Origin of the sequence: Flavobacterium anseongense, assembly GCF_021608185.1 — a bacterium.
Taxonomy (GTDB): Bacteria; Bacteroidota; Bacteroidia; order Flavobacteriales; family Flavobacteriaceae; genus Flavobacterium; species Flavobacterium anseongense.
This window is the reverse complement of record NZ_JAKIHN010000008.1, coordinates 1-23887: the sequence shown is the minus strand read 5'-3', so window position 1 is coordinate 23887 and position 23887 is coordinate 1. Positions and strand designations below refer to the sequence as shown.

Here is a 23887-nt window from a genome sequence, read left to right as displayed (position 1 = left end):
ATTGATAAATCTATTTTTCTGCGTTGGCAATTGCCAAAAATAATGCCAAACATAAAAAAACTATTTTGAAATTCATATAAATTTAATTCCTAAAGTATGTATATTTAACAGCTATATATTTTATGTTTTTATGAATGATAATGTAATGATTATTGTCGCTTTTACGATTGCATTAGGTTTTGGGATTATTATCGGAAAAACACTCTTAGCAGCCAATTCAAAATTGGACAAAGCGGCATTGGAAGAAAAAATAAATGGATTGCTTCAACAAATCGAACAATTCAAATCACAATTAAATCAAACGGTTCAGGAACGCGAAACTATCCGTACCGAAAAAGAATCATTAGCCATTCAATTGTCCAAAAAAGAGACTGATTTCGAAAACCTTTGGGAACGCAACAAAGAACAAAAGGAAGAAGTCGAAAAACTGCAGGAGAAATTCACCAAAGAATTCGAAAATTTAGCGAACAAAATTCTGGAAGAAAAAACCACGAAATTCACTGAGCAAAACAAGGAAAACCTGAAAAACATATTAAATCCACTTAGTGAAAAAATTCAGCTTTTTGAAAAGAAAGTCGAAGACACACACAAAGAAAGCATTGATTATCACGCAGCATTACGTCAGCAAATATTGGGCTTGCGCGAAATGAACGAGCAGATGAGCAAAGAGACTTTAAACCTAACCAAAGCACTAAAAGGTGACAGCAAAATGCAAGGAAATTGGGGCGAATTGATTTTGGAACGTGTGCTGGAAAAATCAGGTTTGGAAAAAGGAAGAGAATACGAAGTGCAGCAAAGTTTTGTAACCGAAGATGGTAATCGGGTTTTTCCTGATGTCGTAATTAATTTACCTGACGGCAAGAAAATGGTAGTCGATTCCAAAGTTACATTGACAGCTTATGAACGTTATATCAACGAAGAAGACGATGCTGAAAAAGCGCAGCATTTAAAAGAACATGTGATGGCAATCAGACGCCATGTTGACCAATTAAGTGAGAAGAATTATCATGATTTATATCAGATGGAAAGCCCTGATTTTGTGTTGCTATTTATTCCGATTGAATCCGCTTTTGCTTTGGCATTGAATGAAGATACTTCGCTTTACAATAAAGCTTTTGAAAAAAATATTGTGATTGTTACGCCATCCACATTATTGGCAACTCTGCGAACAATTGACAGTATGTGGACGAATCAAAAACAGCAGGAAAACGCATTGGAAATTGCACGACAAGCCGGAGCTTTGTACGACAAGTTTGAAGGTTTTGTAGCCGACTTGGTTAAGGTAGGAAATAAAATAAAAGACTCAAAAACAGAATATGATAATGCCATGAACAAGCTTGTTGATGGCAGCGGAAATCTAATCAACCGTGTTGAAAACCTAAAAAAAATGGGAGCTAAAGCCAAAAAAGCATTGCCCGAAAACATTTTACAGCGAGCCAACAAAGATGAAGAAATGTAGCAATTATATTGCGTAATTTTTATCAAATTATGAATAATCGAGTTTCATCTTTTAGAAATCCTGTTAATTTTTAGAAGGTTATCAAATAATTATTATATTTGGTCTGCATTTTAAAATTCTATGAAAAAATATTACCTACTATCCGCAGTTTTACTTTTAACTTTTGTCCTTTTTATTTCCTGTTCAGACAATGATGACGAGTACATTCCGATTTCTCCGGTTACAGTTGATTTAACTTTAGTTCCTTATCCGAAACTGTCGGATTATCATTTTTTTGAAGGTGCAATCAAGGATCAAATTCCATCTTTAAATGTGGTTGCATATGAGCCTGCGAGTTCCCTTTTTACTGATTATGCTTCAAAAAAGAGATTTATCTGGATGCCGAATGGTGTTGCTGCAGCTTATGTTGCCGACAATAAAATTCTTGATTTTCCGGTTGGAACTGTTTTGATAAAAACTTTTTATTACACCACAATTCAACCAGGAAACCAAACAAAAATTATCGAGACTCGAATAATGATTAGAAAAGACGATGGTTGGAAATTTTATGAATATTTATGGAATGATGATCAGACAGATGCCGATTTAGTAACAGGTATCGATTTCACTAATGGAAGTACCAAAAATATAACTTTTGCAAAACCCAGCGGTGAAATAGTAACTACAGATTATAGAATTCCTTCAGATGCAGAATGTTTTGCCTGTCATAAGATTAATGAAATCGCAACACCAATTGGTGTTAAACCACAAAATTTAAATCACAATCATACCTACGGTAATACAAGTAAGAAGATTTTACAAAAATTGGTTGAACAAGGTTACTTAGAAAGTTATCCTTCATCTATTGCTTCTGTGGTAGATTATCACGATACAACGCAACCATTAGATTTAAGACTGCGCTCTTATTTAGATGCAAACTGTGCCCATTGCCATCAGGACGAAGCCCGTTGTTATTACAGACCAATTCGATTGCCATTCCATCAAACAGATATTGATTCTAATATTGGTATTTGTTTACTGGCCGACGAAGAGATAAGTCCGACTTTACAAAAAGTAATTACTCCGGGAAACTTCAACAAATCAATCATGCATTATCGAATGATATCAAATGATGAAAGTGAGAGAATGCCTTTGTTAGGCAGAACCATGGTTCATGACGAAGGTGTTGCTCTTTTAGAGCAGTATATTTTATCATTGACTCAAAGGTGTCCATAACAATTTCAAATAATCTAACCAAAATCATATTATGAAAAAAATTACGTCTGTTATTTTTTTACTTTTTAGCATAACTGTAGCCATAGCACAACAAGATTGTAGTACGCCGGTTGCTATTTTGCTTAACTCAACAACAACAGCTCCTGCGTTTACAGGAGAGAATGGTACTGCTCCAACATTGTTTTGTAACTTAAACAACAATGGCAACAATCCAACAAAAGGAAAATGGTACACCTATACCGCATTGGCAAATAACAGCGTAATTCTATCAACAGCATTAGCGCAAAACGGCAATTCTGACACAAGAGTATTTGTATATACCGGAACTTGCGGCAGTTTGGTTTGCTTGACTGCAAATGATGATTATAATGGAGCATTAACTTCACAAGTCACCTTTAACGCGACGACAGGCACTACTTATATTATCGCATTTGACAACAGATACAGCAACAATGGTTTTGATTTCACACTTATGGTAGCTCCACCTCCAGCTACAGATAGATTGTCATTTACCACTCAAGCAGTTACTGGTATAGCCGGAACATATAACAACTGTATTGCCGATATGAATGGAGATAATTTAGACGATATTGTTTCTGCTGTTTCTACAACGCAATTGGTAATTTCCTATCAGCAAGCTGGTGGCACATTTACTTCAACGTCTTTTGCAGTTAGTAATACAACCGTTTTACCTTCATGGAGTATTGCTGCCGGAGATTATGACAATAACGGATTCAATGATTTAATTTATGGTTCGGGAAGTGGTGTTGTTTTTTTAAAAGCAAACAATGACGGAACAGGATATACAACCGACAGAAAAACACAAAATTATTTGGTACAAAGAACAAACTTTGTAGATATCAATAATGATGGAAAATTAGATGCTTTTGCCTGTGATGATAATGCTCCCAATCGTTTTTATATGAACGACGGTGTTAATCTAAATGCTAATCAAGGTGGTCTAGGTGATTTCCCATCTGGTGGAAATTATGCTTCCAATTGGTTTGATTTTGATAATGATGGTGATATTGATATGTATCTTGCAAAATGTGGACAAGGTGGTTCCGGTGTCGGAGGAAATATTGACCAATTGCATAAAAACAATGGAGATGGAACTTACACAAATGTAGCGGTAGAAGCCAACATGGCAAATCCTGAACAAACTTGGTCAGGTGCTTGCGGTGATTTTAATAACGATGGATGGATGGATGTTATTGTTGGGGTAAACTCAGCATCTAACGGATATACAAACGTAAAAAGAAATAATGGCAATGGAACATTTACAAGTGTGACTGCGGGTTCAGGTTATGACACAAACACTTCTTTGGGCAGAGAATATGTAGCTCAGGATTTTGATAATGATGGGTTTTTAGATGTATTAGGATCGGGTAATAACATAATGTTTGGCGATGGTAATTTTCACTTCACAGCTAACCCAAACACCTATAATTTATCTGCTTTTGACAGACCAATTGGCGATTTAAATAATGATGGATTTCTAGACATTCAAAACGGCACCAATGTATTGTTTAACAATGGTAATACTAATAAATGGTTAAACGTAAATTTACGCGGAATTCAAAGCAACAGAAACGGAATTGGAGCCAGAGTTGAAATTCATGGCGCTTGGGGACAACAAATTAGATATGTACAAAGCGGTACCGGATTCCAAAACATGAGCACGATAACTGCTCATTTCGGAATTGGACAGGCAACAACTATTGATCAGGTAATCATTAAATGGCCATCCGGAATTATTGACACTATTAATGGTGTGAATCCAAATCAAAATCTATCGGTAGTTGAAGGTTCTACTTTGGCAGTTAATTCATTCAACAATGGTGTGTTCTCAATATATCCAAATCCAGTAAAAAGCGTTGTTAATATTCAATTGCAAAACAATTTAAATGTAACACTTAAATCAGCTTTAGTATATGATTTAACCGGAAAAGTAGTGCTTTCAACCAACGCTGTAAATCAACCTATTAACGTTGAAAATTTAGCAACCGGAACTTATATTTTAACAATTTCTGATACAAACGGTAAAAGTTATCCTCAAAAATTCATTAAGGAATAACGCTTTAATCATAGCTTAAAAAATGCATTTCATTTTCGGGATGCATTTTTTTTTATAATTAAGTTTTGGTTCATTCTGTACTAGTAAAAAAAGAATTTTGCAGGATATATAATCTATTAATTTTAAACAAATTATGAAATAATTATTATATTTGGCTTGCATTTTAAAATCTATGAAAAAATATTACACTTTATCAATAACGCTATTTTTATTGATTATTGTTCTTAATGCTTGTTCTGATAAAGATGACGTTTACAAACCGGTTTCTCCTGTTAAGGTTGATTTGACATTAGTGCCTTATCCAAAATTATCAGACTATAATTTTTTTGAAGGTGATATGAAAAATCAAATCCCTTCCTTAAATGTTATACCGTATGAACCTGCCAGTTCTCTTTTTTCAGATTATGCTCATAAAAAAAGATTTATTTGGATGCCACAAGGGACAAAAGCAAGTTTTGTTGCAGACAACAAAGTTTTAGAATTACCGGTTGGTGCTGCTTTAATAAAAACATTTTATTACGATAATGTACAACCCGATAATACAACACGAATCATTGAAACACGTGTCATGATTAGAAAATCAACAGGATGGATTTTTGCCGATTATGTTTGGAATACAGACCAAACTGAAGCCTACTTTGATTTAGCAGGCAGTTACACAGATGTTTCCTGGAAAGATGAAAATAATATAATTAGAAGTGCTAATTACAGAATCCCAACAGAAGTGCAATGTATGATTTGCCACAAAAACAAAGAGGTCATAGGAAGTACTGTGATAGATACTTATATACCTATAGGCATCAAACCTCAAAACCTTAATTTTAATTATACTTATAATACCGAAACTAAAAATCAACTTTCAAAATGGATTGAGAGCGGTTATCTTGAAAGTAATTTTACTTTCCCCTCTACAGAAAACACAGTAATCAACTATAATGACAGCTCAAAACCATTAGAGTTAAGAGTCAGATCCTATTTAGACAGCAATTGTTCTCATTGTCACGCTATTGACAGACACTGTGATTACAGACCAATGCGTTTCCCTTACAGCGAAACGGGTGGCGTTAATGGTCAAACTAATATGGGAGTTTGTGTTGATACTGAGGATTATAGTTTTGCAACTGCTCTAACCAAAATTGTAGCTCCCAGAAATATAAATAGATCTATGCTCTATTATAGGCTAAACACCACAGATGAATCTTTTAGAATGCCATTGCATGGAAGAACAGTTATACACGAAGAAGGAGTAGCATTAGTAGAACAGTGGATTAATTCACTAGCGCCTTGTCCGTAAACTAAAAAAAACAATCAAACTAAAAATAAAAAAATGAAGAAAATTACCTTAATCTTAGCATTCTTTTTTATTGCGCAAGTAGCAAACGCACAAGACACTTGTGCTACTGCAGTTCCAATTACTGCAGGTACTTATGTCATAAGTGCTGTAAACGGAACACAGGTTCCAAGTCCAATTTGTGCTGATAATGGTACTGGAGCTACGGCCGGAGAATGGTATACGTACACACCAACCCAAGCTCACACTACTACTATTACCACAGATTTAGCTATTAATTCCGGAGGAGATACCCGATTTCATGTTTACACCGGAACATGCGCTAATTTAGTATGTTATTCAGGAGATGATGACGGTGGTATAATTGGAAATGGTTTTTTGTCGACAGCTACATTTAATGTAACTGCAGGAACTACCTATTATATTGCTTTTGATAACAAATGGAATTCAGGAGGTTTTACTTTCCAACTGACTGAAAGTGCTGTCGTTGTTCAACCTACGCCACCAATAACTTATACAACGCAATCTATTGCTACAATAAATAGTGGATATAATTTATGTGTGGTTGACATGAATGGTGATTATGTTGATGATATCGTAGGAGTAAGTGCTAATAATTTAAGAGTACACACTCAAGGTGCCGGTGGTACGTTTACTGTTACTGATTATCCAATATCAGGAACAAGCTTTATGCCTGGATGGAGTTTGGCAGCAGGTGACTATAACAGAGATGGGAAATCGGATCTAATTTTGGGAAGCGGAAATGGGCTTTCTGTATGGAAATCTAATGAAACCGGTTATACCAGTATAACTCCTGGTGATTATATTTTTTGTCAGCGAACAAATTTTGCGGATTTAAATAATGATGGAAATCTTGATGTTTTTTCCTGCCATGATATAGCTCCGAATTGTTATTATTTAAATGGTGGTGGACTTACAAATACTTTGACTTTTTATCAATCTAACACTACGCCCGGTGCTATGAACTTGAGTTCTGGTGGTGGAAATTATGCCACTTTATTTACCGATTTTGATAATGATGGGGATACAGATGTGTTTATTTCTAAATGCTCTGGACCTCCATGTCAATTATTTAGATATGATGGTGGAAATAATTATACAAATGTTTCTACTCTCGCCGGAATAGATATTACTCCGGTTCAAACATGGTCCTCTGCTATTGCTGATTTTGACAATGATGGGGATATGGATATTATCATTACAGCTAGTACAGGAACACACAAATATTTTAGAAATAATTTTGAAACAACTAATACTTTAAGTGCTTTTACGAATATTACAACAAACTCAGGATGGGACACAAATACTTCTACCAATATTGACAATATTGCCTATGATTTTGACAATGACGGATTTATTGATGTATTAGGTGGTGGAAATAAAATTATGTTTAATCAGCATAACAGTACTTTTGCAGCTGTTAGTTATTCAGGAATAGGCGTTGGTGCCGTTGGCGATTTAAACAATGATGGTTTTCTGGATATTCAAAATGGAAACACCATTCGTTATGCGATTCCAAATACAAACAAATGGTTAAAAGTTACTTTACAAGGAATTCAAAGTAATAGTAACGGAATTGGTGCTCGTCTTGAAGTATACAGTGCATTAGGCAAACAAATTAGAGATATTAGAAGTGGCGAAGGATTTAAATACATGAGTTCATTAAACGCTCATTTTGGTATTGGACAAGATACAACAATTAATCAGGTGATAATAAGATGGCCATCCGGACTTGTTGACACATACAACAATGTAGCTCCAAATCAAACCTTACATGTAGTCGAAGGAGCAACTTTGGGTGTTAATTCATTTAACAACACTGTTTTCTCTGTTTATCCAAATCCGGCAAAAAATGTGGTTAACATTCAGCTAAAAGCCAATCAAAGTGTTACTCTTAAATCAGCATTTGTTTATGATTTAACCGGTAAAGAAGTTTTGAAAGTTGACGATTTAAATCAACCTATAAATGTCGAAAATTTAGCAAGCGGTACTTACATCTTATCCATATCTGACACAGATAATAAGAACTATGCTCAAAAATTCATTAAAGAATAATAAGAGTCATTAAAAATAAAAAAGTCCTCTCGTTTAATAAGACGAGAGGACTTTTTTTTATAGCTGAAAGTTACTTTTTAAAAAACTCTCAAGAGATTAAATCCAAAGAAAATATCTCCTTTTCCCCAATCTCCGGTTGTATTACCCAAAAATCCTGCTTCATGCATTCCTTGTGAGCTACTGAAATGCATCTGAAAAACGTGACCGCCAGTATCTAAATCAACTCCAATAGAAAGCGGATCTTTAAATGGTGAAGTACTTGAACGGTTTAAATGAGCCGCATAATCAACATTTACAGACCAGCGTTTTGCAAATTTATACCTTCCGCCTACTCCAATAGCATATTGACTGTTATCCTGATTATCATCAATTACAAAATTTTCATGAAAGAAAGTTGGAGCCAACTCTAATGATAAATTTTTATTGAATTTTCTGGAAACTAATATTTGCGCCACATAAATTAATCTGTTCTCAAATTTCATTTCAGGATAATTACTTTCTTTCAAAGTATTATTAAATCCTATACTGGTAAACCCTGCAATAGCAACCGGAAAACCATTTGTTTCCTGAGATTGCAATAAATATTTTCCGGAAAAATCATAAGCTAATTCACTTCTTGCTGCACTAATAGTAAACCAATCGGCAATTCCGTAAAGAAATTTCAATTGAGTCACGGCGCTGTCGAGTCCGTATGCGCCTTCAAATCCATCTTTTAGAGAGCCAAATCTATGTGCCACTATAAAATAAAAATCGCCTTTAGCTGCTAGTTTCGTAGATTCTAGATTTACAATTTTCAAAGCTTTAAAGGCTGAATCAACTTTGCTTTTTGGAGTTTTCGTCGAGTCTACACCACTAAGTAAATCTTCCTGAGCAACCATGGTAATTGGTAATAATAGCAATAAAATAATCTTTTTCATATAATTTTCTTTTTAGTCTTTTGTTATAAATAATTTATTCAATAGCGCATTGATCCATTTGTATTTCTTCTAACAAATCGTCAAAACCTACCAATCTTCCTTTTAAAGTTATCGAATCCTGAAGTTTTATAGTATCCGGAATCTTATCTGTAAATCGGGCTGAAAGCTTTTCGTCAACGGTAATAATTTTATTGGCTAAATCAATATTGGTTATTTTACCTTTTACAGAAATTGTTTTGTCTAAATAAGTTTTATTTGCCAAACTATCATTAGCCGTAAATTCGTGAAAGACTTCCGTCACTGTTTTAGAAAAAGCAGCATCTTCTGAAGCTATATCTCTGTGACTTTTATAGACATATTTGTAGACTCCAAAAATCACCACAATTAACAAGAGTGAAATATAAAACAACTTTTTCCTCATAATCGAAATTAATTTAAACTGCTTAACAGATAATTACGTAAATTTACTTAAAAATACTACTTAAAAAAAAACTAGAATGAAAAAGATATTATATTTTCCACTCCTGACTTCCTTTGGTATTGTTTTTGTCTTAGGATGCACGAACGATTCAAGTTCTGATTTGATTGATATAAACCAGTTTGACGAAGTTACTTATACCAATACCGTAAAAGCTATAATTGACAATAACTGTGTTCCTTGTCATGCAACGGTTCCTGTAAACGGTGCGCCCATGTCTTTAACTACATACGAATTTGTTAAGAATGCGGTTCAAACAAGAGGTTTATTAGATAGAATTTCAAGAGCGCAAGGTTCTCCCGGAATGATGCCAAATGGTGGAACAAGATTACCACAGGCAAAAATTGATCAGATTTTCGAATGGGCAAGTAACGGTTTCCCAGAATAAATTTAAAGCTATGACATCAAAATTAATAAGTCTTCTAATAATAATGAGTTTGAGCAGTTTTGCACAAACCAAGATGATTACAAAAACAGCTAAAGTTACATTTGAAGCCTCTGTTCCTGCTTTTGAAGAAGTAAAAGCAAAAAATGAATCTGCTACTTTAGTGCTAAATCCAAGTAGCGGAGAAATTGCCAGCCTTGTATTAATAAAAGGATTTCGCTTCAAAGTAGCATTGATGGAAGAACACTTCAACGAAAATTATATGGAAAGTGATTCATATCCAAAGGCAACTTTCAAAGGTAAAATTGACAACTTTGATGTTTCAAAACTTACCGAAACTGCCAAAGCCTATATCATAAAAGGGAAAATGGAAATGCACGGAAAATCTAAAGACATTACCTTTACGGCAAACATAAAAAAAACAGGTAACGGTATAGAGATTGATGCTGATTTTAATCTGAATACCGACGATTACGGGATTGAAATTCCAAGTGTTGTCAGTAAGAAAGTCTCCAAAAAAGTAGCGGTAAAATTAGATGCTGCTCTAAAATAAAAAAAGAAGCTGTAAATTATTTTACAGCTTTATTTTTTCATACAAGTTCAGTTTATCAATGTGAAGAACTGTTTTATTTTGATTCTCGCTTCGAGAAAACATCGGTAAAAACTTGGCACCAAAAACAATCTCATCAAACGAATAAGACGCTCGTTTTACAACTGTCGTACTAAACATATCATCAAAAACCTTAAGAAACACCAGAAATTCTCCATCAATGTGTTCGTAATCTTCTTTGGTCAAATTATACAACGGACTATTTTCAGTTATCGGATGAACCAATGTCCAACTCAAATTAAGTAGATTTATTTTTGACAATTCTAAATCTAAAGTATAGAACTTGTTTACCAGAACACCTTTTTCATCCAGTTTCATTCCAAGTGTTACTTTGGCTTCTGCATCGGTCAGATTGGTATTTTTAAAAGGTGATAATCTAAGCATGAAAGCGGTTCCATCTTTGTATGGCGCTATCAAAGCGTTATGTGAAAATTTGATGTGTGCTTTGGGTTTACTAAATCTTCCGTAAAACAACCCTGTTGCAATAGCAAAACTCAACAAGCCAAATAAAGCTTCTACAGCAGCCACAAAGCTAGCCGCAAAACCGGTTGGACTGATATGTCCGTAACCAACTGTTGTAAAAGTTTGAATGCTAAAGAAAAATGCCTGTCCAAACTTATCCAAAGTTGTACTGGCTGTAACCCCGTTTAAGTGTTCGACTCCAACAGCATAATACAGACTGGCAAAAATAAAGTTGACCAGAAAATAAAATACAACAATGATGACCATGAATTTCCATCTCGGAATATTGAGCATGGTATGATACCAACTAATACTTTCAAAAAGACCAATGCCCGATTTCTTGACATTGGCATTTCCATTTTTGGTGATAAACCGTCCGCCGTAACTCGAAGCATTCGCCCCGAAACCTGTGTTGGCATCGGATTTTGCTTTGCTGTTTATTTTTTTCAGAAACTTCATCGGTTGCATTTTAAATCGATTTTTCCATTACATAATCATCCATTACATAACCATTGCCAATATCGATGACTTCTTCAGAACTGATTTCAAAACCAATTCTCTCGTAAAAACGAATAGCTATATTATTTTTATTCACATTCAAAATCAATCCCCTTTGATGCTTTGCTTTGGCTTCAATTGTGATAAAATCGATTAGTGCTTTCCCAATGCCTTTGCCTTGCTGATTTGGCAAAATATAGATTTTATGAACTTTTGTTTTTGGTTTTTTATTGTAGTTGAATTCATAAGAAGCAAAACCAACAGGAACTTCATTTTCAACAGCCAATATAAAACGATGGCCTTTTTCATTAACCTGATTTTGCAATGACGGAACGCTGTACATCATTTCCATCATATAATCAAATTGCTCCTGACTCAAAATACTACCATAAGCAATGGGCCAAACTTCGGTAGCTATAGCTCTGATACTGATGAAATTTTCGTCTTTATTTCTTTGAATTGTAATCATCTTATTTTTTAAATGCGCTTTCGTAATTTGAAATCCAATCTTCTACCGATACTTTGGCTATCAATTCTCCGATAAAATCAAACGGAATCTCATCCATTTTTTTAAATCGAAGACAACTTTTTCCCATATCTAGTTTGGATTTAACGTGTTTTGGATATTCGGCAACAAACCAGTTTTCCAAATCCTTATTGGCATAAATTCCCATATGATACAATGCAATAAAGTTCTTCTGTGAAGCCAAATTAATAAAAGGCAAGGGCAATTTCGGATTGCAGTGATAGCCTTTCGGATAAATGCTGTGCGGCACAACATAACCTAACATTCCGTAACCGATAACTTCTTCAAAACCTTTTGGCAGATTATCTTTAATGGCTTTTCGAAGTTTTTGCATGGCCTCTCTTCTGTCTTCAGGTAATTCGGCTAAATATTGTTCCGGAGTTGTAGCTTTTGATTGCATGGTTTTGTGTTTTGTGTCTCAAAAATAGAAATAATTTTAATAGATTTACATTTTGATTTTTATAACTATTCCTATGTCGAAAAGTCCATTAAGAAAAGACAAAACCTGCCTGAATTGTAATTATGTTGTAGAAAATAGATTTTGTCCTAACTGCGGACAGGAAAACACCGATACCCGAAAGACTTTTCATCACTTATTTGTTCATTTTTTTGAAGACTTAACACATTATGAAAATGCTTTTTGGAAAACCATAAAAAACTTATTGTTTAAACCCGCATCGCTAACTAAAGAATACCTTTCTGGAAAACGTCTTTCCTATTTAGCACCGGTAAGATTATATATTTTCATCAGTTTTGTGACCTTCTTTCTGATTGCAATTTTCCCAACAAACACTGATAATCTAATGAATTCAGATCAAACGACAACTGTGCCTGTAACAGACAAAAACGGAGTTGTTAAAGACAGTGTTATTGCAGCCAAAGTAGTAAAGCTTTCCGAGATTCTAAAAGCCGATGAAGAAGCACAAAAGAAAAAGCATCTTACCAATGAACAACAGAATGAAAACTTTCTAAATTTTGGTTACAAAAACGTCAAAGAGTTGGATTCATTACAAAAATATGGTCCGGCAGAAGACAAACTAAGTGATTTTGAATATAACATTGTTAAAAAAACATTGATAGTAAAAGCCAAAAACACCAAGGAAGAAATGATGCAGAAATTTTTGGAAGAATCACAACGCAATATCCCAAAAGTATTATTTATCTATATGCCGCTATTCGCATTGATGCTTTGGCTTTTTCATGGTAAAAAGCGTTGGTATTATTTTGATCATGGCATTTTCACGCTACATTATTTTTCATTTCTGCTGCTTACTATATTATTGATATTCATTTTCAATAAAATAATGGACTGCTTTGTTGAAAATGCGTTTACCGATTTCATTTCCGGTTTTGGAAAAGCTATTTCATTTATTTGGTTTTTCTATTATTTCTTCCCGGCACATCATCGTTTTTATGGCGAAACAAGAGTGATTTCGTTCCTTAAAAGCATTGCGTTGTTATTCATCAACATCATTTTAATAATCATCCTACTTTTAGTATTTATCGTATATACTTTTATCAATATTCATTAAAAATCAACATGAAGAAACCAATAGTATTATTACTGTTTATATTTCTATTTATAAATTGTTCAAGCCCGAAAAATGTTGTTGCAGTCAAGTCTGATAACCATTCAAAAAATAATTATATTGATGGTGTTTCACGAGAAAGCCTAAAGCAAAATCTCGAAATCATCGCTTCCGATGAAATGGAAGGTCGCGACACCGGAAGCGAAGGTCAGAAAAAAGCAGGTCGTTATATTATTGATTTCTACAAAAAACATGGCGTTGGTTTCCCAAAAGGTGCTACCGATTATTACCAACATATTCCGGCTGCTTATTTAAATGCAAAGCGCAACAAAAATCTCCCCGATTCAGAGAACATATGGGCCTTTATTGAAGGTTCCGAAAAACCAGAAGAAATTGTGGTTGTCTCGGCGCACTACGACCACATTGGAATAAAAAATGGTCAAATTAATAACGGTGCAGACGATGATGGTTCGGGAACAGTCGCTATCATGGAAATTGCTGCTGCTTTTCAAAAAGCTAAAAATGAAGGCCATGGACCAAAACGTTCCATCTTAATTTTGCACGTTACAGGTGAAGAACACGGTTTGCATGGTTCGCGTTACTACACAGAAAATCCATTATTCCCATTAGCTAATACAGTTGCCGATGTGAATATAGATATGATAGGAAGACGCGATCCGTTTCATGAAAACACTAATAATTATGTCTATTTGATTGGTTCAGATTATCTTTCAACCGATTTATACAATGTGTGTGAAGAGGTTAATGCGAAAAATAAATTCTTAACCATCGATTATAAATACAATGACAAAAGTGATCCAAACCGTTATTATTATCGTTCGGACCATTATAATTTTGCCAAAAACGGAATTCCGGTAGTTTTTCTTTATAACGGAGAGCATGCTGATTATCACAGACCTACAGACGACGTAAGCAAAATAGAATTTGACGCATTGACTACAAGAACCAAATATGCTTTCGCTATTGCTTGGGAAATTGCTAATCGGGCAAATAGATTAGTAGTTGATAAGTCTGATACAAAGTAGTATAAAATAAAAAAGCCTCGATTTCTCGAAGCTTTTTACCTATGGGTGGCTGACCGGGTTCGAACCGGCGACCCGCGGCACCACAAACCGCTACTCTAACCAGCTGAGCTACAACCACCATTTTAGACGGGTGCAAATATAGTATAAATTCTTTTCTTCTGCCAAGAAAAAAATTAAAAACTTATTTTAAATCACTTAAGCTATTGACCGCCACATATCTTTCAACCGTAAAACCTTCGGCGTGTTCTACGCCTACTAATCGCCCAAAATCCTGCGAGCGATAATGTATGCTTTCCAGGAAATTTTTGGTCGCAATTGGTGTTACTGGCTCATTGGAATTTTCAGAATAAAACTGTGAGGCATACGCCAAAATCGAAGCTGCTTTCTTATCCACAAATCCTGTTATATCAACCACAAAATCTGGTTCAATATTTTCCCATTGAATATAGTGATACACCACTTTTGGCCTCCAGGCTTCCTGATTTTTACCGTCGAAAGTAGTTTCTATTCTTCTCAAACCCGAAAGAAAACAAGCATCCGAAACCAATTTGCTTCCTTTCCCGTGATCTATATGTCGGTCACGAACAGCATTGCAAAGCACAACTTCCGGCTGATACTTCCGAATCATTTTTATAATTTGAAGTTGATGTGCTTCATCATTTACAAAAAATCCATCACGCATATTCAGGTTTTCGCGAACAGCAATTCCCAAAATTTCAGCAGCCAATACCGATTCAGAATCTCTGATTTCAACTGATCCACGGGTTCCTAATTCACCACGTGTTAAATCGATAATACCAACTTTTTTTCCTAACGAAATTTCTTTGGCAATAGTTCCGCTACAACCTAATTCTACATCATCCGGATGCGCACCAAAAGCCAATATATCTAGTTTCATTTTAAGTTCTATTTAGTTTACTTCGTCTGTTCACCGCTAACGCGGCTCGAGTCAAAAATACGTTTTATTGAATAATCTTTTTCATCGTCATTGATTTATTGACCGTTTCAATATATTCATCTACAGGATTACTGTCTTTTGTAATACCACATCCAACAAATAGCTGTGCTTTATTTTTGATAATTTTCATACAACGCAAATTGACAAATAAATCGGTTTGCAAAGTTCTGAAAGTCACGAAATCGATATTCAACTCACCTAAAAATCCCGAATAGTATTCGCGATTGTACCCTTCATTTTCGAGTATGAATTCTTTAGCAGCCTGCTTTGGCAATCCGCAAACTGCCGATGTTGGATGCAATGCTGTGATAATTTTTTTTAATGACTTCTTCGATTTTAATCGGGCTAAAATATCTGTTTTGATGTGCCACAAATTACCGGCTCTAAAAGAATACGGACTTGAAATGGTAACCTCTTTAGTCAAATCTTCTAAACTATCTACAATGAAATCAGTAACTAACTGCTGTTCCTTTTTTTCCTTTTCTTGCCAAACGATGTTTTTAGAACTTGTTGCCAACTGCGTTCCGGCAAGTGCTACTGTTTTTAACGTATTGCCATTGGTTTTTAAAAACTGCTCCGGAGTTGCACCAAGCCAAATGCCAATCTTTGGATGAAAAAAACAATACTTAAACGCTCCGGAATAAATACTAATCATTTTATTCATGGTAGTTTCAATATCAAAATTAGGGTTGCTAATTTCTTCTTTTCGGGATAAAACTACTTTCGAAAACTGATTTTCATGGATAGCTTCAACAGCTTTGGTAACTAATTCTTCAAAAAAATCATTACTAATTGCGCTATTTACTTCTGGAGCCTTTTTATCAAAAAAATAATCGGACGTGTTCACATTTTCAACATACACATCAGCATGTTCTAACGGAATAAAAGGTATTTCTTCGGCATCAAATGGCGCAAAAACAAATCCTTTTTCTTCAAAATTTTCCAAAAAATACAAATGATCGTTCTTTTGAAACACGCCTACAATTCTATCCGAATCGGGTTTACAGAACAACGCAAATGGCAATTGTTGCTCCTGATGTGTTTTGACTTTTATGAATAAATCCGTCATTAGCGTCGCGGTATAATCATGTTAGACAGTTTGCAAAGAGAAATCAATTTTCCTTCCTCATCGGTGATTTTTATTTCCCAAAGATGAATGCTTCTTCCCTTATGAATAATTTTTGCCGTACAAAAAACAGTTCCTTCCCGTTTACTTTTTAAATGATTTGCTGAAATTTCAATGCCACGAGCTTCTTGTTTTTCAGTATTGATAAACATTAGTGAAGCTGCACTTCCAACACTTTCGGCTAAAGCTACTGTGGCGCCACCATGAAGCAAACCCATGGGTTGATGTACTCTGGAATTGACAGGCATTTTTGCTGTTAAAAAATCTTCTCCGGCATCGATATACTCTATTTCTAAAGTTTCCATCAAAGTGTTTTTGGACCAATCGTTACAAAGTTGGAGGATTTTGTCTTTATCGAATGACATAGCTTTTTTTTGTAAAAATAATACTTATTTACAAGAATCTAAAAGTCAAAGGATGCTGAATTGATTGTAATGACAATAAAACTGAATTTTTAACGTTATAAATGATATGATTTTTAAATTTTCAAATTAATACTTACATTTACCAAAATTCATACTGCAAATGCGTAAACTCTTTATTCTTTTTTTTGTTGGTTTAGCTGTTACCGTTAGTTCATGTCGTCAGGACTTTGTTTTTGAACCTAGTACTGGAGATTTAGTTTTTTCAAAAGACACTATTTATTTGGATACCGTTTTTGCCAATATAGGTTCAAGTACATACACTTTGAAAGTCTATAACAAAAGCAGCAAAGACATCAAAATCCCTACAATCAGGTTAGCTAAAGGCGTTGGAACAAAATACAGAATTACTGTTGACGGAATGACAGGTGATGAAAACAGGGTTTTCCATGATGTAGAATTACTGGCAAAAGACAGCATGTATATTTTCATAGAAACCACTGCAGGAATTGGTGATGCCAACCCTTCGGATTTCCTTTATACAGACCAAATTGAATTTGACAGTGGCGCTAATTTGCAAAAAGTAGAATTGGTAACACTAATCCAGGATGCTTATTTTATATTTCCAAATAATACCAATGGCGTTATTGGTCAGATTCCGATTGGTTTTAATGAAGACGGAACTGTGTTGGAAACTAATGGTCGAAATCTAAGTCATTCACATCCTGATAATGGGAATGAATACTTATTCAGGACAGATAAACCCTATGTCGTCTACGGTTATGCCAGTGTTCCCAGTGGTGAAACATTAACGATTCCTGCCGGAGCAAGAGTTCATTTTCATGACGGTTCGGGTTTAGTGGTTCAGGAAGGCGGAACGCTTCATATTGATGGCGAAACATCAACAACTGCAGCATTAGAAAACGAAGTTATTTTTGAAGGCGACCGGTTAGAACCTATTTTCTCCGATGTTCCAGGACAATGGGGAACGGTGTATCTCAGACAAGGAAGTACCAATCATAGGATTAAAAATTTAACCCTCAAAAATGCCATCATAGGTTTATTGGTTGAAAACAATTTAGGCGCACCAATGACCATCGAAAACACTCAAATTTATGATTGTTCCAACGTTGGTTTACTGGGAAGAGCAGCAAACATTGAAGGCAAAAATATAGTTATCAATACGGCTGGAGTTGCTTCCTTAGCTTGTACCTTGGGTGGAAGTTATGAATTTAAACATTGCACCTTTAACAACAATTGGTCGAGCTCAAAACAAGTTGCCGTAACAGTTGATAATTATTATACCGACGCAACAACTAATCAACAGGTTGCTTTTGATTTGGTAAAAGCTGATTTTAAAAACTGTATTATTTTTGGCTCCAATCAGGTAGAATTGCTTGTTAATAAAGGTACGGATACTAGTAAACAATTCAATAAACTGTTCAGTAAATGCCAGATTAAATTTAATAACTCGAACAATCAATTTACTAATAATCCTGATTATGCCTTTATTAATGACACTGCTGAGATTATTAAAAACGGTGTTGTAGATTTTCAGGATATCAGTAAAAACAAATTGTTTATTGGTGAACTTTCAGCGTCTAAAGGGTTTGGAGTAGATGTTGGAGTTCCTTTAGATATCTTAGGAAATCCAAGAAATGGTGTTTTCGATTTGGGTGCTTATAATTCGATTATTTTTCCATCAAATTAATTCAAAAAGCAATTTTAGATTTCATTTATTTAGCCTAAATTTGCACCAACAACAACTTACAACTACAACACAATGATTCATTTCTTCGGAAACGAAAGTAACACTGTTTTTGCCGTGCAATCGCAAAACGAACTTTCGGCAGAAACTATCTCAAAACTTAATTGGTTATTCGCTAACGCACATAAAATAGAAAAATCCGTCCTGACGGATTTTTTTATTGGTCCACGTGCCGCTATGATTACGCCTTGGAGCACCAATGCTGTGGAAATTACACAAAACATGGGAATTGAAGGCATTATCAGAATTGAAGAATTTCAAAAAGTTGCTGCTGATTTTACCAATTTTGATCCAATGCTTTCGCAAAAGTATAGCGAATTAAATCAGGATATTTTCACGATTAATATCAAGCCTGAACCTATTCTGGAAATTGATGATATTGCTTCATATAACAAACAGGAAGGTTTGGCGTTAAGCGATGAAGAAGTTATTTATTTAGAAAACCTTTCTAAAAAACTAAACAGAAAGCTCACCGATTCAGAAGTATTTGGATTCTCGCAAGTCAATTCAGAACATTGTCGTCACAAAATCTTCAACGGAAAATTTGTTATTGATGGTGTTGAAAAAGAAATGTCTTTATTCAAAATGATTAAGAAAACTTCGGAACTCAACCCGAACGATATCGTTTCTGCTTATAAAGATAATGTGGCTTTTATCAAAGGTCCAAAAGTGACACAATTCGCCCCAAAAACGGGAGACAAAGCCGATTTCTATCAGGAAAAAGAATTTAACTCTGTAATCTCTATAAAAGCCGAAACGCATAATTTTCCAACAACTGTTGAACCTTTTAATGGTGCAGCTACTGGTTCCGGTGGAGAAATTCGCGATCGTTTGGCTGGTGGACAAGGTTCATTACCATTAGCCGGAACAGCGGTTTATATGACCGCTTATTCAAGATTAGCCGAAAACCGTCCATGGGAAAACGGAATGACCGAAAGAAAATGGTTGTATCAAACTCCAATGGACATTCTGATTAAAGCTTCAAATGGTGCTTCTGATTTCGGAAATAAATTTGGACAACCATTAATTACAGGTTCTGTTTTAACATTCGAACATGAAGAGAATAATCGAAAGTTAGGTTTTGATAAAGTGATTATGCTTGCTGGTGGAATTGGATACGGAAAAGAAGAACAAGCCAAAAAACACAAACCAAAAAAAGGCGATAAAATCGTAGTGCTTGGTGGTGAAAATTATAGAATCGGAATGGGTGGTGCAGCAGTTTCATCTGCAGATACAGGAGCTTTTGGTTCCGGGATTGAATTAAATGCAATCCAACGTTCCAATCCGGAAATGCAAAAACGTGCTGCCAATGCTATCAGAGCAATGGTTGAAGGTGACGTAAATCCAATTGTTTCCATTCACGATCACGGTGCGGGTGGACATTTGAATTGTCTTTCTGAATTGGTTGAGGAAACTGGTGGCTTGATTGATTTGGATAAATTACCTGTTGGTGACCCAACACTTTCTGCCAAAGAAATTATCGGTAACGAATCACAGGAAAGAATGGGATTAGTAATTGGTAAAGACGATATCGAAACCCTTAGAAAAATTGCGGAACGAGAACGGGCTCCAATGTATGAAGTTGGTGAAGTAACAGATAATCATCGCTTTACTTTCGAGAGCAAAACAACAGGCAACAAACCGATGGATTTTGCTTTGGAAGACATGTTCGGAAGTTCTCCAAAAATAATAATGACCGATAATACTTCTGCTTTAAATTATACTGAAGTAAATTACAATCAAAACAAAATTCAAGACTATTTAGAACAAGTTTTGCAACTCGAAGCTGTAGCTTGCAAAGATTGGTTAACCAATAAAGTGGATCGTTGCGTTGGTGGAAAAGTAGCCAAACAACAATGCGCCGGGCCATTACAATTGCCTTTAAACAATGTTGGTGTAATGGCTTTAGATTTTCATGGAAAAGAAGGAATTGCGACAACCATTGGTCATTCGCCGGTTTCAGCTTTGATTAATCCAAGTGCCGGTTCTAGAAATTCTATTGGAGAAGCTTTGTCGAATATTGTTTTTGCTCCATTAAAAGATGGTTTGAAAAGTGTTTCGCTTTCTGCCAACTGGATGTGGGCTTGTAAAAATGATGGTGAAGATGCCCGATTATATGAAGCCGTAAAAGCGTGCTCTGATTTTGCAATCGAATTAGGAATCAATATTCCAACCGGAAAGGATTCACTTTCGATGAAACAAAAATATCCAAATGACGAAGTGATTGCACCAGGAACGGTTATTATTTCGGCTGCCGGAAACTGTTCAAATATTACGAAAGTTGTCGAACCTGTTTTACAGAAAAACGGTGGTTCGATATACTATATCAATTTGTCGCAGGATGAATTTAAATTGGGTGGAAGTTCATTTGCTCAAATACAAAATAAAGTTGGAAACGATACACCAACAATTAAAGATGCTGCCTTTTTCAAAAAAGCATTCGACACTATTCAAGGGTTAATTAAGGAAAGACAAATCGTTGCCGGACACGATATTGGTTCAGGTGGGTTAATTACAACTTTATTGGAAATGTGCTTTGCAGATGTGAATTTGGGAGCCAAAATCGACTTCAGTTCATTCGCCGAAAAAGATTTGATAAAGATTTTATTTTCTGAAAATATCGGATTAGTGCTTCAGGCAAAAGACGATGCTACATTTGAAAAAGCGTTAAACGGAATTGAGTATTTCAAGATTGGTGAAGTTACTTCATCAGAATCTTTGGAATTTGAAAATTACAATTTGGATATTGCGAGTTTACGAGATGTTTGGTTCAAAACCTCTTTCCTACTCGACCAAAAACAAACCAAAAACAACAAAGCGAAAGAACGATTTGAGAATTATAAAAACCAATCGTTACTTTATAATTTCCCAGCGCATTTCACAGGGAAAAAGCCTGAAATAGACAACTCAAAACCACGTCCAAAAGCAGCCATCATCCGCGAAAAAGGAAGTAATTCTGAACGCGAAATGGCCAATGCATTATACATGGCAGGTTTTGATGTAAAAGACATTCACATGACCGATTTGATTACGGGCAGAGAAAATTTAGAAGATGTTCAATTTATTGGTGCTGTTGGTGGATTTTCTAATTCGGATGTTTTGGGTTCGGCTAAAGGTTGGGCTGGCGCTTTTAAATACAACGAAAAAGCAAACGAAGCATTAAAGAATTTCTTCCAAAGAGAAGACACTCTTTCGGTTGGAATTTGCAACGGTTGTCAACTTTTCATGGAATTAGAATTGATAAATCCGGAACACAAAGTCCACGGAAAAATGCATCATAACGAGAGTCAAAAACACGAAAGCATATTTACATCTGTTAAAGTTCAGGAAAATAATTCCATCATGCTAAAAACATTGGCCGGAACAAATCTTGGCGTTTGGGTTTCACATGGTGAAGGAAAATTCAACTTGCCTGAATCTGAAAATCAATATAGTATTGTAGCGAAATATGCCTACGAAGGTTATCCAGCTAATCCAAATGGTTCTGACTACAACACCGCAATGATGTGTGACAAAACAGGAAGGCATTTGGTGATGATGCCACATATTGAGCGTTCAACTTTCCCATGGAATTGGGCACATTATCCAACAGCTAAAAAAGATGAAGTTTCACCGTGGATTGAAGCGTTTGTGAATGCGAGAATTTGGTTGGAAAACAACTAATAAGAAATCAACATTTCAACAATCTAACGTGTTCATAACTAATTCATACACTCCGACAAACAACAACTAATAGTTTTTATTTTTATTGAAAGTAATTCTGAAAATATGAAAGTAAATAATCTACTATACGTTGCTTTATTGCTGCTTTCGCTGAACTGTTTTTCTCAAAACTGGGATAAAATCGAAGCCAAAGACGGCATCCATTACATTTCACATTATATGCAGAATATCAATCTGGATATCCTTGGTAAATATTTATATAAAGGTCAGGAACCTGTGGTTGAACTAAATGAATACGGAATGGGATTCTATCAGCTTCACGAACAGCCAAAAAGACCAATGATTTGGGGATTAGAATGCGATGACAGAGGAGCGTTGATATATAAAAAGGGATTTGATAATTCGAAATATACACTTTGGTACCAATACACTACAAAACTGGAAGGTGATACTGAAGATGATTTGAATTGGAAACAAGTAGAATTTACAATGCATTTCAATACTTTAAAAATGTTCATTCAGGGAGAACGAAGTAAAGACTACAAAGAAATAGCCAGTAAATAATATCATAAAGGCTCCTGAAATCAGGAGCCTTTTTGATTAAAATCTATAACCGAGAGTAGCCTGATACCACATGTTTTTGTAACGTGGCGTATCCGAAGTTCCGTCTCCATTATTATTCTTGACATCCCAACCTGCTCGGAGACCAAATACGAAATGATCAAAATTTAAATCAACTCCTCCTGTCAGACCAAAAATGTTTTTACGAAGATTGGCATTACTGAATGCCTGTTCTTGTGTAGTCGTAATCGTTCCTCCTTGAAAATCATCCGTTTGTTTTGACAAATACGAAAACTGTGGCCCAAATAAAATAGAAAAATTTTCAATAGGCTTAAATGAAGCTAAAATCGGCACATCAATAAAGTTAGTCGTTCTGGTCACTTCATAGCTACTCCCCAAAAATGTCCCGGTTGATTTGAATCCTTTTTGTGAAAACAAGATTTCAGGCTGTATCCCAAAATACTTTCCGATTGGAATGGAAACAAAACCTCCTATAGCAAATCCAGCTTTTGAATCGGCTACAAAATCATCTCCTTCAGAATCATACACATTTGATAAATTGGCTCCGGCTTTAACCCCTAAAAACAACTTTTCACGATTGTCTGTCATCGTTACGGGCTCACTTTGAGCCAAACTCTTTGTCGCTGTTAACGTAATCATTGCGATTACTAGAATTACATTTTTCATAGTTTTCATTTTAAGTGTTTGTAAATTTTGGGTCTGTTATAAATAACATTGTAAAATTCGCTATTAACAGTATAAAATGAATTACAGAAATATCCCGATATGTTATATAATTATGGCATGTCCCTTCGGGCTGGGCTGTCCGTTATATCTTTTTACTGTTTAGCAGGTTTGGTTTCTGCCAAATAATTTTCTT

21 protein-coding genes and 1 tRNA gene are annotated in these 23887 nt (G+C 35.1%); 12 read left to right on the top strand and 10 right to left on the bottom strand.

Annotated features, from left to right (window positions below):
- Positions 1–130: 130 nt before the first annotated feature.
- The 5 genes from L1S35_RS11065 (at position 131) to L1S35_RS11045 (ending at position 8118) form a co-directional block, all read left to right on the top strand.
- On the top strand, positions 131–1459 hold the full coding sequence (locus L1S35_RS11065; protein ID WP_236400648.1) for a DNA recombination protein RmuC: 1329 nt from the start codon (positions 131–133) through the stop codon (positions 1457–1459).
- Positions 1460–1579: 120 nt separating this feature from the next.
- Positions 1580–2674 (top strand): hypothetical protein, encoded by a 1095-nt coding sequence (locus L1S35_RS11060; protein ID WP_236400646.1) that lies wholly within the window; start codon positions 1580–1582, stop codon positions 2672–2674.
- A gap of 31 nt (positions 2675–2705) precedes the next feature.
- Positions 2706–4751: a T9SS type A sorting domain-containing protein gene (locus L1S35_RS11055; RefSeq protein ID WP_236400645.1), complete on the top strand. Its 2046-nt coding sequence runs from the start codon at positions 2706–2708 to the stop codon at positions 4749–4751.
- A gap of 172 nt (positions 4752–4923) precedes the next feature.
- On the top strand, positions 4924–6045 hold the full coding sequence (locus L1S35_RS11050; RefSeq protein ID WP_236400643.1) for a hypothetical protein: 1122 nt from the start codon (positions 4924–4926) through the stop codon (positions 6043–6045).
- A 33-nt stretch (positions 6046–6078) separates the two neighbouring features.
- Positions 6079–8118: a CRTAC1 family protein gene (locus L1S35_RS11045; RefSeq protein ID WP_236400640.1), complete on the top strand. Its 2040-nt coding sequence runs from the start codon at positions 6079–6081 to the stop codon at positions 8116–8118.
- A 77-nt stretch (positions 8119–8195) separates the two neighbouring features.
- Here the strand turns inward: L1S35_RS11045 and L1S35_RS11040 are convergent, their stop codons facing one another.
- Both L1S35_RS11040 and L1S35_RS11035 read right to left on the bottom strand, forming a co-directional pair.
- A complete protein-coding gene (locus tag L1S35_RS11040; protein WP_236400638.1) occupies positions 8196–9035 on the bottom strand; it encodes a DUF5777 family beta-barrel protein in 840 nt (279 codons plus the stop codon).
- Between the two features lie 34 nt (positions 9036–9069).
- The gene (locus L1S35_RS11035) at positions 9070–9456 is read right to left on the bottom strand and encodes an OB-fold protein (RefSeq protein ID WP_236400636.1); all 387 of its coding nucleotides are present in this window, start codon (positions 9454–9456) and stop codon (positions 9070–9072) included.
- Between the two features lie 76 nt (positions 9457–9532).
- On the opposite strand from L1S35_RS11035, the gene L1S35_RS11030 reads away from it, so the two are divergent.
- Together L1S35_RS11030 and L1S35_RS11025 are read left to right on the top strand one after the other, a co-directional pair.
- Positions 9533–9901 (top strand): hypothetical protein, encoded by a 369-nt coding sequence (locus tag L1S35_RS11030; RefSeq protein ID WP_236400634.1) that lies wholly within the window; start codon positions 9533–9535, stop codon positions 9899–9901.
- Between the two features lie 10 nt (positions 9902–9911).
- Positions 9912–10451, top strand: coding sequence for a YceI family protein (locus L1S35_RS11025; RefSeq protein WP_236400631.1), 540 nt, complete (start codon positions 9912–9914; stop codon positions 10449–10451).
- 21 nt (positions 10452–10472) lie between these two features.
- Here L1S35_RS11025 and L1S35_RS11020 read toward each other — a convergent pair whose 3' ends face one another.
- Genes L1S35_RS11020 through L1S35_RS11010 form a run of 3 tightly spaced genes read right to left on the bottom strand, consistent with a single transcriptional unit; the run spans position 10473 to position 12394 of the window.
- A complete protein-coding gene (locus L1S35_RS11020; protein WP_236400629.1) occupies positions 10473–11429 on the bottom strand; it encodes an ion channel in 957 nt (318 codons plus the stop codon).
- Between the two features lie 10 nt (positions 11430–11439).
- Positions 11440–11937 (bottom strand): GNAT family N-acetyltransferase, encoded by a 498-nt coding sequence (locus tag L1S35_RS11015; protein WP_236400627.1) that lies wholly within the window; start codon positions 11935–11937, stop codon positions 11440–11442.
- Between the two features lies 1 nt (position 11938).
- Positions 11939–12394: a DUF1801 domain-containing protein gene (locus tag L1S35_RS11010; RefSeq protein WP_236400625.1), complete on the bottom strand. Its 456-nt coding sequence runs from the start codon at positions 12392–12394 to the stop codon at positions 11939–11941.
- A gap of 73 nt (positions 12395–12467) precedes the next feature.
- Here L1S35_RS11010 and L1S35_RS11005 point away from each other — a divergent pair, with 73 nt between their 5' ends.
- Together L1S35_RS11005 and L1S35_RS11000 are read left to right on the top strand one after the other, a co-directional pair.
- Positions 12468–13526 (top strand): DUF3667 domain-containing protein, encoded by a 1059-nt coding sequence (locus L1S35_RS11005; protein WP_236400623.1) that lies wholly within the window; start codon positions 12468–12470, stop codon positions 13524–13526.
- Positions 13527–13534: 8 nt separating this feature from the next.
- The gene (locus L1S35_RS11000; protein WP_236400621.1) at positions 13535–14569 is read left to right on the top strand and encodes a M28 family metallopeptidase; all 1035 of its coding nucleotides are present in this window, start codon (positions 13535–13537) and stop codon (positions 14567–14569) included.
- A gap of 44 nt (positions 14570–14613) precedes the next feature.
- On the opposite strand, the gene L1S35_RS10995 is transcribed toward L1S35_RS11000, so the two are convergent.
- The 4 genes from L1S35_RS10995 to L1S35_RS10980 all read right to left on the bottom strand — a co-directional run bounded on the left by L1S35_RS10995 (position 14614) and on the right by L1S35_RS10980 (position 17018).
- Positions 14614–14687, bottom strand: a tRNA-His gene (locus L1S35_RS10995).
- Between the two features lie 63 nt (positions 14688–14750).
- Positions 14751–15467 carry a bacillithiol biosynthesis deacetylase BshB1 gene (bshB1, locus tag L1S35_RS10990; RefSeq protein ID WP_236400619.1) on the bottom strand — a complete coding sequence of 239 codons (717 nt, stop codon included), beginning with the start codon at positions 15465–15467 and terminating at the stop codon, positions 14751–14753.
- A gap of 64 nt (positions 15468–15531) precedes the next feature.
- Positions 15532–16596, bottom strand: coding sequence for an isochorismate synthase (locus tag L1S35_RS10985; protein ID WP_236400617.1), 1065 nt, complete (start codon positions 16594–16596; stop codon positions 15532–15534).
- A complete protein-coding gene (locus tag L1S35_RS10980; protein ID WP_236400615.1) occupies positions 16596–17018 on the bottom strand; it encodes a PaaI family thioesterase in 423 nt (140 codons plus the stop codon). The genes L1S35_RS10985 and L1S35_RS10980 overlap by 1 nt, the downstream gene beginning before the upstream one ends.
- Positions 17019–17178: 160 nt before the next feature.
- On the opposite strand from L1S35_RS10980, the gene L1S35_RS10975 reads away from it, so the two are divergent.
- From L1S35_RS10975 to L1S35_RS10965, 3 genes are all read left to right on the top strand, one after another.
- On the top strand, positions 17179–18726 hold the full coding sequence (locus L1S35_RS10975) for a hypothetical protein (RefSeq protein ID WP_236400612.1): 1548 nt from the start codon (positions 17179–17181) through the stop codon (positions 18724–18726).
- Between the two features lie 72 nt (positions 18727–18798).
- Positions 18799–22446, top strand: coding sequence for a phosphoribosylformylglycinamidine synthase (gene purL / locus L1S35_RS10970; RefSeq protein ID WP_236400610.1), 3648 nt, complete (start codon positions 18799–18801; stop codon positions 22444–22446).
- 105 nt (positions 22447–22551) lie between these two features.
- On the top strand, positions 22552–23010 hold the full coding sequence (locus tag L1S35_RS10965) for a hypothetical protein (RefSeq protein ID WP_236400608.1): 459 nt from the start codon (positions 22552–22554) through the stop codon (positions 23008–23010).
- Between the two features lie 36 nt (positions 23011–23046).
- Here L1S35_RS10965 and L1S35_RS10960 read toward each other — a convergent pair whose 3' ends face one another.
- A complete protein-coding gene (locus L1S35_RS10960; protein WP_236400607.1) occupies positions 23047–23694 on the bottom strand; it encodes a porin family protein in 648 nt (215 codons plus the stop codon).
- Between the last annotated feature and the right edge of the window lie 193 nt (positions 23695–23887).